Genomic DNA, 14,016 nt, shown 5'->3' on the forward strand with positions numbered 1-14,016 from the left:
TAGAAATTTAACTTTAAAAAACAGTATGCTTAACAAATAGATTGCCGAGCTATTTTGAATCGCTGTTGAATCGTGTATTTGAATATCCGCGGTCGCTTTTCGCATAAAATGGGGGATCAAATATGAATAGAACAATCGCATCACTCGCAGCTATTTCTTCGCTGGCCTTTCTTGCAACACCAGTATTTGCACAAAACGCCGAACCGGAAGAAGCGCGCACGACTTACGAGGTACGTTTTCTTGATTTGGCCGACGGCGCGCAGGAAAGCTGGGCTGACTTATATGAAAACCATTATGCCAAAGCCCGCAAGGCTGCCGGCCTGCCTGAAATCCAGCTGCATTGGGTGGTCACCGGCAAATGGGATATCATGATGGTCATCGAAATGCCGGGGGGCATGGCAACAATGGACAGCCACTCACCCGCAACAGGTATGGCGATGCAGAAGGCGCTTATCGCGCAGGAAGGTTCTGAAGCGGCGGTGACAGCCCTGGGTGAACGAGCCAACAAGATGGTCGTCGACGGGATGAGCTACTACACGCATACACACCCTTGATTGCGGCAGCCTGATCGACCAAACGGGGCGCCTTTCCGAATGATTGGCGCCCCGTTTCATGAACAGCACTGATAACCTTTCAACGCGAACAGCCCGGGCGCGCTTTCGCGGCTGGCATCGCGGCACGCGCGAAGCCGATTATATGATCGGTGGATTTTTCGATCGCTATCATGCTGCCTGGAGCGAGGCGGAAATTGGCTGGTTCGAACTGCTTCTGGAAGAAGATGATGTGGACATCATGGCCTGGGCGCTTAAGACGCAGCCCGTTCCCGATCACATCGACGGGCCGCTGATGGAATTGATGATGCGGCTCGATTACGTCGATATTCCGCGTTAGCGGGAACGCCCTGCCGCACTGCACGATTGACCAGACACAAATGCCCGACCTTTCCCGCATTCTTGGTGCCAAGACGCCGCTCACCCTGTCCTCCGTCGTCCGCGGGGCGCAACCGATGGTCATGGCGGATTTGGCCCGAGCGTCGGCATCGCGTGCCGTGTTCATCGCGCCCGACGATGCGGCGATGCGCGCGATGGCGGAAACCGCCCATTTCTTCGCGCCCGAAATAGAAGTCCTGGAATTCCCCGCCTGGGACTGTTTGCCCTATGACCGGGCCAGCCCGGCACTGTCGATCAGCGCCAAACGGCTGTCTGCACTGCACCGGTTGCAAGCCGGAAAAGCCGGGTCGCAGTTGCTGGTCACCACCGTAAACGCATTGCTCCAACGTGTTGTCACGCCGTTCCGAATCCGCGAATCCGTCCGGGCACTCAAACCCGGGATGGAGATCGGGCGCGAAAGCCTGATCGCGCTGCTTCAGCGGCAGGGATACGGGCGCACCGATACGGTGGCGGATGCAGGGGAATATGCAGTTCGCGGTTCGATATTCGATATTTACCCCACGGGCCTCGGGCAGGGTTTGCGGCTGGATTTCTTTGGTGATGAACTGGAAAGCCTGCGGTTATTCGATCCCGGCACCCAGCGCACGACCGGCACGCTGGACGAATTCCTGCTGCTTCCGGCAAGCGAGGCTTTGATCGACGACGCATCGATCAAACGGTTCCGCAGCCGCTACCGCGAACTTTTCGGTGCCACCGCGACCGGCGATCCCCTGTATCAGGCGGTAAGCGAAGGCCGCAGACTGGCAGGTATGGAACATTGGCTTCCGTTGTTCGAAGACGAACTTTCGACCTTGTTCGATCACCTGTCGGCAGGCGATCTGATCGTGGCCGAAAGCTCTGCCATACAGGCCGCCGAAGAACGGCAGACCGATATTGCCGATTACCACGATGCACGCAGCAAGGCGGCGGGTCAGGCCGCCGGAAGCTATCGCCCGCTGCCGGCAAATTCGCTGTATCTGGACGGGGCCGAATTCCGCAGCGCGATAAAAACGTGGCCGGTCCACCGCGCGGTGATTTTTGCCGAACCGGCGAGCGACGCGGTCGTTGATTTTGGATTTTCCTCGGCGCGCGATTTCGCGCCCGAGCGCGCGCGCGGCGATAATATCTATGCCGCCGCAGCCAGCCATTTGAAAGCCATCGGCGCAGCAGGCAAACGGCCGCTGATTGCAGCATATTCGGAAGGATCGCGCGCGCGCATTTCGTCGATTCTCGAAGAAGCCGGAACGCGCGTCGCATTGGCCGACAGTTGGCAGGATGCTCTGGGCAAGGCGGCCAAGGGGGCGCCCACTGCCATGGTGCTGCCGCTGGAAGGCGGATTTGCCAGCGCGGACATCGAACTGCTGACCGAACAGGACATTTTGGGTGACCGTCTGGTGCGCCGTAAGCGCAAGCGGAAGGATTCGGACGCATTTCTGGCTGAATTGAGCGCGCTTGGCCGCGGTGATCTGGTGGTCCACACCGAACACGGGATCGGGCGCTATCTGGGCCTTGAGCCGGTCCCGGTCGGCAAAAGCCAGCACGACTGCGTGAAGCTGGAATATCGCGGCGGCGACAAGCTGTATATTCCGGTTGAAAATATCGATGTGCTTTCGCGCTATGGCTCATCGGAAGATGGCGCAATGCTCGACCGGCTTGGCGGCGAGGCATGGCAGAAACGCCGTGCAAACCTGAAAGAACGCATCCGCGAAATCGCGGGCGAATTGATGCGGACCGCTGCGGCGCGCGCGCTGCGCAAAGCACCCGTGTTCGCTGCCGACGGTACTGGCTATAACCAGTTTGTTGACCGGTTCCCGTGGGAAGAAACCGATGATCAGGATGCCGCGATCGCAGACGTGTTGCGCGATCTGGAAAGCGGGCGCCCGATGGACCGGCTGGTCTGCGGCGACGTCGGCTTCGGCAAAACCGAGGTCGCCTTGCGCGCCGCATTTGTCGCTGCGATGAACGGCCAGCAGGTTGCAGTTGTTGCGCCGACCACTTTGCTAGCGCGGCAACATTTTACCAATTTCAGCGAACGGTTCGCCGGTTTCCCGCTCAAAGTCGGGCGTCTGTCGCGGCTGGTCCCGCCAAAGGAGACCAAACAAACCCGCGAGGCGCTGCAGAGCGGAACGATGGACATTGTCATCGGCACGCATGCAATCCTGTCCAAAACCACCCGGTTCAACGATCTGGGGCTGGTCATCGTGGATGAGGAACAGCGGTTCGGTGTTACGCACAAGGAAAAACTGAAGCAGCTGCGGTCCAATGTTCATATGCTGACTCTGACCGCAACGCCGATCCCGCGCACCTTGCAGATGGCGATGTCCGGATTGCGCGAACTCAGCACGATCCAGACCCCGCCGGTCGATCGTCTGGCGGTCCGCACTTATGTGATGGAGTGGGACGATATGGTGATGCGCGAGGCGCTGCTGCGCGAACATCACCGCGGCGGGCAAAGCTTTATCGTCGTGCCGCGCATTTCCGATATGGCGGATGTCGAGCAATGGCTCAAAGAACATGTCCCCGAGATCAAGGCTATCAGCGCGCATGGCCAAATGTCGCCGACCGAAGTCGAAGACCGGATGAGCGCGTTTTACGAACGCAAATACGAAGTGCTTCTTTCAACCACTATTGTCGAGAGCGGGCTGGATATTCCAACCGCCAACACCATCATAATCCACCGCGCCGACCGTTTCGGCCTTGCCCAGCTTTACCAGCTGCGCGGGCGTGTTGGCCGGTCCAAATTGCGGGCTTATGCCTATCTGACACATCCGCGAGACATGGGCCTGTCCGAAGTCGCGGAAAAACGCCTCAAGGTGCTTGGCGATCTGGATAGTCTGGGCGCGGGTTTCCAGCTTGCCAGTCACGACCTCGATATTCGCGGGGCGGGCAATTTGCTGGGCGACGAACAATCAGGACATATTCGCGAGGTCGGGTTCGAATTGTACCAATCCATGCTCGAAGACGCGATCCTTGCCGCAAAGGCGGGTGATGCCGGACTCGCGCGCGACGAAAGCCGCCTGAGCCCGCAGATCACGGTCGATGCGCCGATTATGATACCCGAAAGCTATGTGCCGGATCTGGCAGTGCGGATGGCGCTATACCGGCGCCTGAACGATGCGCGCGACAAGGACGAGATAGAATCGATGGCGGCCGAAATGATCGACCGGTTTGGCGATCTGCCTTCCGCAACTGCCAATCTCGTGCGGTTGATCGAGATCAAGCATCAGGCCATCGAAGCCAATATCGCCAAAATCGATGTCGGTGCGCGTGGTTCGCTGGTCACTTTCCGGGATAACAATTTCCCCGATGGTCCGGGTCTGATCGCCTATGTTGACCGGCTGGACGGCGCGGCAAAACTGCGGCCTGACATGAAACTTGTGATCAACCGCGCATGGGGCGACCCGCAAAGCCGGCTGAACGGCCTGTTCCAACTGACAAAGGGCCTCAGCCGGATTGCGATGCGGGCAAAGAAGAAAGGTTAGCGGGTCAGTTTGTTGAAGCCCGCCTGATCCAGCGGCGCCGCTTTCAGAAACCCCTGATAGATCTGCGCCCCCTCACCAGCGACCATGGCGCGCTGTTGCTCGGTTTCGATACCTTCGACGATCAGCTGCAAATCCAGCGCTCGCGCCATGGCGGCAATTGCGCGGAATACCGCCAGATCACGCTCATCATCCAGAATACCATCGACCATGCTCTTGTCGAGCTTGAGGTAACTGAGCGGCAACAGTTTGAGATAACGGAAGTTGCAGAACCCCGCCCCGAAATCATCCAGCGCGATCCGGATATCGCGTTTGCACAGCGGCGCCAGTGCCAGCGTGGTCGCATCGACATCGCTTAGCAACGACTGTTCGGTAATTTCCAGCGTCAACCGCGCGGGATCAAAGCCGGTCTCATCAAGGATCGCGCCAAAATCTTCGGCAAAATTATGCGCCGCCAGATCAGTCGGCGTGACATTGAGCGACAGGCGCAACCGACCCGGCCAATCTTTTGCGCCCGTCAACGCTCGCAGGGCGATGTGGCGCGACAGTTGAGCGACGTGATCGGCACGTTCGGCAATCGTGAACAATGTGCCGGCACCGACGCGCCCCAGTTCGGGATGCTGCCAGCGGGCGAGCGCCTCTGCCCCGACAAGCCGATCATCGCGAAGTGAGTATTGCGGCTGATACAGTATCTCGATTTCTCCGCGATCCAGCGCCGAGAGCAAATCTGCCTCGAGTTGCACAGCGCTGCGTCCGCCCGGAGCCAGCTCGCCGTCGGCCCATTGGACCCGCGAACTCCGGTCGCGCGCCATACTGCCCAGCGTCTCCGCCAGCCGGTCGAGAATCGTCAGCGGTCCCTCGCCTGCGATCGGGCGCATCAATACGATCCGCGGCCAAAGGCGAAAGGCGCCCTCACCCGACAAATGGGGGATCGGCCTCGCGATCGCACTGGCGAGCGTATCGGCTAACCATTGCCAGCGCTCGCGGCTCCAGCACTCATGCGCAGCCAGCAAGAAATTACCCCCGCTGATGCGTGACAGAACCCATTCGCCATCGACTTCCTCATCCGCGAAACGCTGAATCCGGGCAGCGACTTCGATCAGCGCACTGTCACCGGCAGCCTCGCCATATGCCAGATTGACCGTGTCGAATCGCCCGAGGCCGACCAGCATCGCGTGGATCGGCGCGACTTCGCCTGCACCGCGGCTATCCTGCCACTCGCCCAGCCGGGCACGCAGCGCGTCCGCGCCGGGCAGACCCGTCAATGTGTCGCGGGGCATGTCATCGCTCCGGATCGGGCGCTGCGGGGCAATTGTGGCCATTCATTCTGCATAGGCACAAACCATGGCAGCATCTTCCGGCAAATTCCATGCGTTGCAAAAAGGGACGCGGCTCCATACAGATTGGCGGTCCGGTCCACGCGCCTGTGGGCCCAGCTGGAAGGCAAGCCTTGCCAAAGACCAATGAATTCGCGCGCCTTGCCCTGGCTGTCTCCGATACGGACCCCGCATCCGAGGCTGAAGCGCTGCTCTTGGATCTGACCGATTGGGTGCCGATCGAAGATGCCGATGCGGTGGTTGTTCTGGGCGGCGACGGCTTCATGCTGCAGACCCTGCACGCGATGCTTGATGCCGGACGGGTAATTCCTGCCTACGGGCTTAATCTGGGCACGGTCGGCTTTTTGATGAACCGTTTTCGCGGCGGTGCCAATATTCTCGGCCGGATTGCAAAAGCACGCACGGTCAAGATCGCTCCGCTGCGGATGGAGGCCACCACCCAGAGCGGCGAAACGCTCAGCCTCCGGGCAATAAACGAAGTGTCGCTGCTGCGCGAAACGCGGCAAACCGCCAAGCTGGAAGTGTCAGTCAGCGGCAAGGTCCGCATACCAGAACTGGCGTGCGACGGTGTGCTGCTGGCAACACCGGCGGGATCGACCGCCTATAATCTGTCCGCCAGCGGCCCGATTCTGCCGCTCGATTCCGAATTGCTCGCCCTGACCCCGATCAGCCCGTTCCGGCCGCGGCGCTGGCGCGGCGCAATCCTGCCCGATCGCAGCCAGGTAACATTCCGCGTGCTGGATCCGGTCAAGCGGCCGGTTGCCGCAGTCGCCGACCAAAGGGAACTGCGCGATATCGCCGAAGTCCGCCTTGAAATCGCGCGCGATAGCGAGCTGACCCTGCTTTTCGATCCCGGCCACAGCCTGGACGAGAGGATTGTGAGCGAGCAATTTGTGGTCTGATGCCTTTCCCCGCTTGCCAAAGCGCGAGGCCCTGCATATAGGCGCATCCCTGCCCACATCGCACCTGTGATGTGATTGCTGTTCCCCGATAGCTCAGCGGTAGAGTAGGTGACTGTTAATCACTTGGTCGTTGGTTCGAATCCAACTCGGGGAGCCAGTTTTTCAAATCATGAATAACGCAGACAAGCGCTAAACCCACGGGTTTCAGCGCTTTTTTGTTGTCCTACGCGTAAAAACGGTATCCACGGAGCCATAAGAACAAACTAAGAATATTCAGGGTTTCTTTTATCAAAAAGGTATCCGATAAGGGTCCGGTCACACCAACAAGGAGGCCAATATGGCGGGTGGAGCGGAAAAACTATCGGTTGCCAAGATAAGGGCTGCGAAGCCCCATGCTAAGAAATCCACCGCCAGCGGCAGCGGACCGCGATGGGCGAAGTATGGCGACGGTAAGGGCCTCTGGCTCTTGGTTGGGCCGACCGGGACGAAGCATTGGCGCTACATCTACACGATGAATAAGCGCACCCGGCACCTATCGTTGGGAGAGGTCGATACCGGCGACATTGCGGCCAGCGTTGACGCGGCTAGGACCAAGGCCCGCGAATTTCGAGAGATGACCCGGTTGGGCATTGATCCGAAGATGAAGCTGGAAGCCGAGAAAGCCGAGCGGCGCGAAGCGATCCTTTCCGGGTTGGGCCAGCAACCGGCAAACCAAACCCAAACATTCCAGTTTCTGGCCGAGCGCTACATTGAGGTAAAGGAAGCCGACTGGGCCGATAAGACGGTGGCCAACTGGAAAGGCACCATGCGTGATTATGTCTGGCCCACCAGAATTTCGAAGCAGCACACGATCCCGAAATGAAAACCTTGGCTGGGTTGCATGGCGAATGGGCTGCGTTCGATAATTATGATGCCGCTCGGCAATTCAGTGTCGATTTCATCTACCGCCTTTCAGGCGAAGGCAGTGCTAGCAAGGAAGACATTGCTGCCGCTCTCGACCTCAACAAAGATTGACGTAGGTTCGTGGCTCGTGAATTCGATCACCGCTGAATTCAATCGTCAGGAAGGCATCGCCTTCATCGCTGGCGATGGGGTCAATAAGCCTTCCGGCCTGTTGACCTATATCGTGGGCGGAGTGAACGAGAACACCCACCCCGGCGGGACGTTGGACGTCATCACCGAAGCCATTGCGGTCGATGCTCTCATCGACTTCATGTATGGCCTCGCAGCCCCCTACCGGCAGAATGCGACTTGGCTCATGTCGAGCCTGACCGCTGCGGCCCTAACCCGGCTCAAGGATGCGGACGGAAACCTGATCTGGCGGGAAAGCCTCATCGTGGGCCAGCCCTCTACCCTGCTGGGCCGTCCGGTCGAGATTGACGAAGCCATGCCAGGACCGGAAGCGGGCAACCTCGCTATCGCGCTGGGCGATTTCCGGGCTGGATTTTTGATTAACGACCGCACCGGCGTTCGGGTCATGCGCGATCCCTTCACGGCTCGGCCTTTCGTGAATTTCTACTGTACCAAGCGTGTCGGCGCGGGCCTTCTCGATCCGAACGCAATCCGCCTGCTTAAAATCCCGGTCTAATTCCACCGAGGATTGGTGAGAGAGCCAATATGAGGGGCCGGACAGCACTAGACCGCTGTCCGGCCTCTTTTTGTGGCAACTCATTGCGCTGATCTATTGCCCAAGTTCTTATCTCTCGCTAACTGAAATTATGGGGCAATCCAATCCGATCTCGCATTACGGCGGGCCACTTATCGCTGTGGTCCTTGGATGGGCCACAATTTTTGGGCTTGTCCTTGCGCTTGTCGGCAATAGCATAAGTAATTGGCTTATGGTGCTTTACCCTCACTGGGTCGCAATTACTTACCTTGTTTGGTTGGCGATGGATTTTCGTACCAATGCATTCTCAAGTCCACCTGTTAGATCCGTGAGGCTTGATGAAGGACTTCTGATTGTCGGCCATCGCGATTGGCTAGGTATTTCCGTTGCCGTTCTGATCTACAAGCAAGATGGTGAATTTGAACGCCTCATCTGTGCTGGGGAGGTCATAAACGTCCAAAAGAATGGTCTTGTGCAAATTGCATTGAGAAGTTCTGGACTAGACGAAACAGAGATCGCAAATGTTCGTGCGAAGCTGAGCGATGGCGAAAACGGCACACTGATAATCAAGCCTGGTCAGGCGCAGGAGAGTTAAGGTGAGTGATACACTGCCACGGGTGGTTAAGGTTATCGATGACTCAACAGTGGTCATAAATCGCGGAACACGTGAAGGTCTAAAGCTGGGCGAAAAGTTCCTGATCTATGGCGAAGGCGGCGAAATCGTTGATCCAGATACCGGCGAAGATTTGGGCATGATCGAGTTGGTCCGTGGCTTGGTCAAAATCACCCATCTGCAGGAAAAACTCGCAACTGCGCGATCTATTGAAACGTCAATCATTCCGGCTCGCACTCGAAAGATTAATCGTGAGCCTTGGCAATCTCCTCTCTTCGGAAAAACGGAAGAGATAATTGAAGATGCCAGAAGGATCGATGAACCTTTGAATTACCCAGAGGTCAACGATTTCGCCCGACCTGCATAAACTTAGGGTCGCTTCTCGACGGCAGATTTAAAGAAATATCAGTATCCGAAACGGTATCCGATGCGGCCGCCACATCGCAAAAACCCTAGTTTCCTGTGGCTTCGGGCTTCAACTCGGGGAGCCACTTTTTCAGACAAGCCCGAGCAATAGCTGCGCGCCGACCCAGATGGTCAGCGCGGCGGTTAGCCAGCGGATGGCATTTTGCGGCAAAAACCTGACGGCCATCAGGCTGCCGATCTGTCCGCCGATAATAACTGCAAATAACAGCGGCAAACCGCCGCTCAGCGCGGCGCCGAACATCTCGGGTCCACGCTTCGCCAGTTGGCCGGCAAGGCCAAACAGCGAATTGACCAGAATGAACAGGCTGGCGGTTGCCGCAATTGCGCGCGCTGAATTCCATCTCGCGAGATGAAGCAGCGGCGCCAGAAAAATGCCGCCCCCGATGCCGGCCAGCCCCGCCAGATAGCCAAGCGGAGCAGCGACAAACGGCGCGAAACGTGCCATGGCCGTGGGTCGCGTATTATCCCCTGAAATGCGCGGCAGCAGCAATGTCAGCCCCGTAAAAACCAGACTGGCGCCGAGAATGCCGAAAAATGCGTCGCGCCCGATGGGAGTCAACCCGCCCAGAAATGCCATCGGCGCAGCTATCGCGGTAAGCACCAGAGCGCCGCGCCATGGTGTCACGCCCGCCTTGGCAAAACGCCAGCTGCCGCCCGCCACGACCAGTATATTGCAAGCCAGCGACAATATCGGCAGCAACCGGTAATCGAGACCCGATAAAGCAAGCAGCGCACTATATGTGGAGCCTCCTCCGAAACCGACTGAAGCGTAGAGTATGGCTACGACCATAAATGCGGCAGCTAGGATCGGCACCCAAGCGCGGTAGCCGCACACGGGCGGGCAGAGCAAGGCGCGTTGCAGCTGACGGGGCTGTGGTGCACAAGCGAGCTACCTTGTTTATGGAGGTGCGGAATTGCCCCAAGCTGATCTGAAATTGCCTGACGGTTGTCACCCTGCGGCAATCCGCGACTCGCGCCAGATAGGCAGCATCACCGCTGACGCGTTTCGCCATGATCCCTTCAACACATGGCTGTTTGGCCGGTTCGGTGCGATGAACGCGGCTTTCAGAACGCTGGCAAGGCATGTGTATGTGCCGCGCGGCGTATCTTACCGGCTGGCAGATGAAGCGGCTGCCATGTGGATGATGCCGGGCGGCGATATTGATTTGCCCGGCCGCATTTTGCCCCTGCTGGCGCTCAATCTGAAGCTGCGCGGAAGCGCCGGCGTGATGGGCCGGATCGAGGCAACAACACAGGCAATGAAAACAAACCACCCGGCCAAACCGCATGCCTATCTGTTCACCATCGGTGTCCGCGCCGGCTCGCGGGGCAAAGGCCTCGGCCGTGTTTTGATGCGGCCGATGCTCGATCATCTCGACCGCGCAAGCATCCCCGCCTATCTGGAAAATTCGAACCCCGACAATACGCGGTTCTACCGCTCGTTCGGATTCGAACACCGCAAGCTGATTTACGCAGCAGACGGTGCACCGCCGCTCGAAGCGATGTGGCGCGAGCCGCAAGGCTTCGAGCGGCCGAGCGGTTAGACGGCTTCGGTTCTGGTGCCGATGGAACCGTGGCAATGCTTGTATTTGTTTCCCGAACCGCAGGGACACTGGGCATTGCGTGCGATATTCAGCCCGGCATAGGGATTATCGGTTGCTGCACCGCCCGGACCAACCGCTGCCCGCGGCGAACCCGCTAATGATCCGAACATCGCCTCACGCGTGGCCGACCCGTCACCATCATTGGAATTTTCAATTCCGGTCAACGGATCAATGTGTCCGGTCAGGAAGTCCGGCAAATCCGGCAAGTCCTGAACCGGCGGCGCCATCCGTAACTCGCTCTTGAGTAGGATGCGGGTCACATCTTCGCGAATAATCTCGAGCATCCGCTCGAACAGGCCGAAAGCTTCCTGCTTATATTCATTGATCGGCTGTTTCTGCGCATATGCGCGCAGGAAGACCACCTGCCGCAGCGCGTCGAGCGTGGCGAGATGTTCTTTCCAATGGAAATCCAGCCGTTCAAGCAGAACGCTTTTCTCGACCTGTTTCCACGTGTTGCCTTCGGTATTGGCAATCTTCTTGTCCATTTTACCATCGGCTTCGCTACGAATACGCTCTTCGATGATTTCGGGCTCCAGCGCCTCTTCATCCATCCATTTATCGATTGGCGGGGTCAGCCCGAGCACATCTTCGAGCCGTTCTTTCAAACCGCCGATATTCCATTGTTCGGGGTAGGAACCGGGCGGGCAGGCTTCGCCAACCAGCGCATTGATGGTGTCATGCCGCATGTCGATGACCACATCGTCAACTGCTTCGCTGTCCATGATTTCAGCGCGCTGTTCGTACACGACCTTGCGCTGGTCATTCATCACATCATCATATTCCACGACCTGCTTACGCACATCATAGTTGCGTGCTTCGACCTTTTTCTGCGCGGTTTCGATCGCCTTGCTCAGCCATTTCGAGCCAATCGCCTCGCCGTCTTCGAGATTGGAATTCATCATTTTGGAAAACAACGTATCGGGGCCGAAAATCCGCAACAAATCGTCTTCCAGGCAAAGGTAGAACCGCGACAGGCCGGGGTCACCCTGCCGCCCGGAACGGCCACGCAACTGGTTATCGATCCGGCGGCTTTCATGACGTTCTGTGCCCAGCACAAACAGGCCGCCCGCAGCGATGACTTTCTGCCGTTCGGCTTCGACTTCTTCCTTGATCTTGGCGACTGCTCGATCGCGCTCGGGCCCGTCGGCCATCTCGCCCAGTTCGTCCTCTATGCGGAATTCGACATTACCGCCCAACTGGATGTCCGTTCCGCGGCCAGCCATATTGGTGGCAATCGTAACTGCGCCCATTCGTCCCGCCTGCGCGACGATGCGCGCTTCGCTTTCGTGGAACCGCGCGTTGAGCACTGCGTGTTCGACACCTTCGGCCTTGAGAAATTCGGATAGCAATTCGGACTTTTCGATCGACACCGTGCCGACCAGCACGGGCTGGCCGGATTCGTTCTTCTCGGCAATCGCTTTGGCGATGGCCTGGAACTTGTCCTGAGTGTTCTTGTAAAATTCGTCATCCTCATCGATCCGCAGAACTTCGACGTTGGTGGGGATCGTGACGACATTCATCTTGTAAATTTCGAAAAATTCTGCCGCTTCGGTTGCCGCAGTGCCGGTCATTCCCGAAAGTTTGGGATACATCCGGAAGTAGTTCTGGAAGGTTATCGAGGCCATGGTCTGGTTTTCCGGCTCGATCTTGGCGCCCTCTTTTGCCTCGACCGCCTGATGCAGACCGTTTGACCAGCGGCGGCCATCCATCATCCGCCCGGTGAATTCATCGATGATGACGATCTTGTCATCCTTCACGATGTAATCGGTGTCCCGCTTAAACATGATATTCGCCTTGAGCGCCTGATCAAGGTGATGGACGACCTGCGTGTTCTCGACATCGTAAAGATTTTCGGTTTCCAGAAGACCCGATTCGATCAACATCTGCTCGATCTTTTCGGCACCGTCTTCGGTCCACTGGATGTTCTTGGTTTTCTCGTCCGCTTCATACATGTCAGGATCGATTTTTTTCACGATCTCGTCGATCAAGACATACAGATCGGTCTTGTCTTCGGTCGGACCGGAAATGATCAGCGGCGTGCGCGCCTCGTCGATCAGGATCGAATCGACTTCATCGACGATTGCGAAGTTAAACGGACGCTGGACCATCTGGCTGCGCTCGTGCTTCATATTGTCGCGCAGATAATCAAACCCGAATTCGTTGTTCGTGCCGTAGGTAATGTCTGCGGCGTAAGCCTCGCGGCGCTGTTGTTCACCGATATTGGGGATAATCACACCGACCGACAGGCCAAGCCATGTGTAAAGCTGGCCCATCCATTCCGCATCTCGGCTGGCAAGATAATCGTTTACCGTTACGACATGCACACCCTTGCCTTCGATAGCGTTGAGATAGGTTGCCAGCGTTGCCACCAGCGTCTTGCCCTCGCCCGTCCGCATTTCGGCGATTTCACCGCGGTGGAGCACAATGCCGCCGACCATCTGGACATCGAAGTGCCGCATACCCAGCACGCGCTTGGAAGCTTCGCGGACAGTTGCAAAGGCTTCGGGCAGGATGTCATCCAGCTTTTTGCCATCAGCCATCTGCTGACGGAACTTGACCGTTTGACCCTTCAGTTCTGCATCGGAGAAGTCAGCAAGCTGTTCCTCCAATGCGTTGATTTGAAATACGATTTTATCCAACGATTTGACGTAACGATCGTTGGCCGAACCAAAGAATTTTTTGCTGATAGCGCCGAGCATGGGGCGGATTCCTGTATCTGAAAAATGAAAGAGGCTACCGGGCGCGGTGCGCCGAGTTGCTAAGATTAGATGCGGATGGCCGGGCGGCGCCTAATCGCGCGCGCGGTCGATACCGTAATATACCGTCACGACCTGGGCTGGCCGCAACTGGATATGCCAACCGGCATCGACCGCGATTTCGATCTGGAAACCGGATGATGCAGTGGTCTTGAATGATTGGCCGACAGCCGTGCCGCAGGTTTCAAACTGGACGCCAAGTTCCAGCCGTTCACCGATATTTTCCACCGCATGCGCAGGCGCGCCAAGCGCGGCAAGACCCGTGATTAGGGCAAAAGCGGTGAAAAAGCGACGTAACATTGCAGGTCCAGATAGGGATTTCGTGCGGTTTCGTCCAGTGATCTAGCACAAGATGCATTACAAA

Annotated in this window: 14 protein-coding genes and 1 tRNA gene; 11 read left to right on the forward strand and 4 right to left on the reverse strand. The window is 57.7% G+C overall.

The features are described 5' to 3' along the window. Window positions 1–122: 122 nt before the first annotated feature. Genes WFP06_RS07760 through mfd form a run of 3 tightly spaced genes read left to right on the forward strand, consistent with a single transcriptional unit; the run spans window position 123 to window position 4,411 of the window. A complete protein-coding gene (locus tag WFP06_RS07760; protein WP_336986645.1) occupies window positions 123–554 on the forward strand; it encodes a hypothetical protein in 432 nt (143 codons plus the stop codon). Between the two features lie 58 nt (window positions 555–612). Beyond that, window positions 613–891, forward strand: coding sequence for an FAD assembly factor SdhE (locus WFP06_RS07765; RefSeq protein ID WP_336986646.1), 279 nt, complete (start codon window positions 613–615; stop codon window positions 889–891). A gap of 40 nt (window positions 892–931) precedes the next feature. Next, window positions 932–4,411: a transcription-repair coupling factor gene (gene mfd, locus WFP06_RS07770; protein ID WP_336986647.1), complete on the forward strand. Its 3,480-nt coding sequence runs from the start codon at window positions 932–934 to the stop codon at window positions 4,409–4,411. On the opposite strand, the gene WFP06_RS07775 is transcribed toward mfd, so the two are convergent. Beyond that, a complete protein-coding gene (locus WFP06_RS07775; protein ID WP_336986648.1) occupies window positions 4,408–5,730 on the reverse strand; it encodes a GGDEF domain-containing phosphodiesterase in 1,323 nt (440 codons plus the stop codon). The genes mfd and WFP06_RS07775 overlap by 4 nt on opposite strands. 128 nt (window positions 5,731–5,858) lie before the next feature. Here WFP06_RS07775 and WFP06_RS07780 point away from each other — a divergent pair, with 128 nt between their 5' ends. From WFP06_RS07780 to WFP06_RS07810, 7 genes are all read left to right on the forward strand, one after another. Continuing rightward, on the forward strand, window positions 5,859–6,647 hold the full coding sequence (locus tag WFP06_RS07780; protein WP_336986649.1) for an NAD kinase: 789 nt from the start codon (window positions 5,859–5,861) through the stop codon (window positions 6,645–6,647). Window positions 6,648–6,729: 82 nt separating this feature from the next. Beyond that, window positions 6,730–6,804 (forward strand) — tRNA-Asn (locus tag WFP06_RS07785). Window positions 6,805–6,984: 180 nt separating this feature from the next. Further along, complete coding sequence (locus WFP06_RS07790; protein ID WP_336986650.1) at window positions 6,985–7,509, forward strand: Arm DNA-binding domain-containing protein; 525 nt, start codon at window positions 6,985–6,987, stop codon at window positions 7,507–7,509. Continuing rightward, on the forward strand, window positions 7,506–7,661 hold the full coding sequence (locus WFP06_RS07795; protein WP_336986651.1) for a hypothetical protein: 156 nt from the start codon (window positions 7,506–7,508) through the stop codon (window positions 7,659–7,661). Before WFP06_RS07790 ends, WFP06_RS07795 begins: the two co-directional genes overlap by 4 nt. A gap of 16 nt (window positions 7,662–7,677) precedes the next feature. Continuing rightward, window positions 7,678–8,235, forward strand: a complete 558-nt coding sequence (locus tag WFP06_RS07800; protein WP_336986652.1) for a phage major capsid protein — start codon at window positions 7,678–7,680, stop codon at window positions 8,233–8,235. A 70-nt stretch (window positions 8,236–8,305) separates the two neighbouring features. Continuing rightward, window positions 8,306–8,848 carry a hypothetical protein gene (locus WFP06_RS07805; protein ID WP_336986653.1) on the forward strand — a complete coding sequence of 181 codons (543 nt, stop codon included), beginning with the start codon at window positions 8,306–8,308 and terminating at the stop codon, window positions 8,846–8,848. Between the two features lies 1 nt (window position 8,849). Further along, entirely contained in the window at window positions 8,850–9,233 is a 384-nt protein-coding gene (locus WFP06_RS07810) for a hypothetical protein (protein WP_336986654.1), read from the forward strand. A gap of 129 nt (window positions 9,234–9,362) precedes the next feature. Here the strand turns inward: WFP06_RS07810 and WFP06_RS07815 are convergent, their stop codons facing one another. Then, window positions 9,363–10,106, reverse strand: coding sequence for a sulfite exporter TauE/SafE family protein (locus tag WFP06_RS07815; RefSeq protein ID WP_336986655.1), 744 nt, complete (start codon window positions 10,104–10,106; stop codon window positions 9,363–9,365). A 100-nt stretch (window positions 10,107–10,206) separates the two neighbouring features. On the opposite strand from WFP06_RS07815, the gene WFP06_RS07820 reads away from it, so the two are divergent. Further along, window positions 10,207–10,836: a GNAT family N-acetyltransferase gene (locus tag WFP06_RS07820; protein WP_336986656.1), complete on the forward strand. Its 630-nt coding sequence runs from the start codon at window positions 10,207–10,209 to the stop codon at window positions 10,834–10,836. Here the strand turns inward: WFP06_RS07820 and secA are convergent. Together secA and WFP06_RS07830 are read right to left on the reverse strand one after the other, a co-directional pair. Beyond that, complete coding sequence (gene secA, locus WFP06_RS07825; RefSeq protein ID WP_336986657.1) at window positions 10,833–13,595, reverse strand: preprotein translocase subunit SecA; 2,763 nt, start codon at window positions 13,593–13,595, stop codon at window positions 10,833–10,835. The genes WFP06_RS07820 and secA overlap by 4 nt on opposite strands. A gap of 90 nt (window positions 13,596–13,685) precedes the next feature. Continuing rightward, window positions 13,686–13,952, reverse strand: coding sequence for a hypothetical protein (locus WFP06_RS07830; RefSeq protein ID WP_336986658.1), 267 nt, complete (start codon window positions 13,950–13,952; stop codon window positions 13,686–13,688). Window positions 13,953–14,016: the final 64 nt, after the last annotated feature.

The sequence above is a fragment of the Altererythrobacter aquiaggeris genome (assembly GCF_037154015.1).
GTDB lineage: Bacteria > Pseudomonadota > Alphaproteobacteria > Sphingomonadales > Sphingomonadaceae > Aestuarierythrobacter > Aestuarierythrobacter aquiaggeris.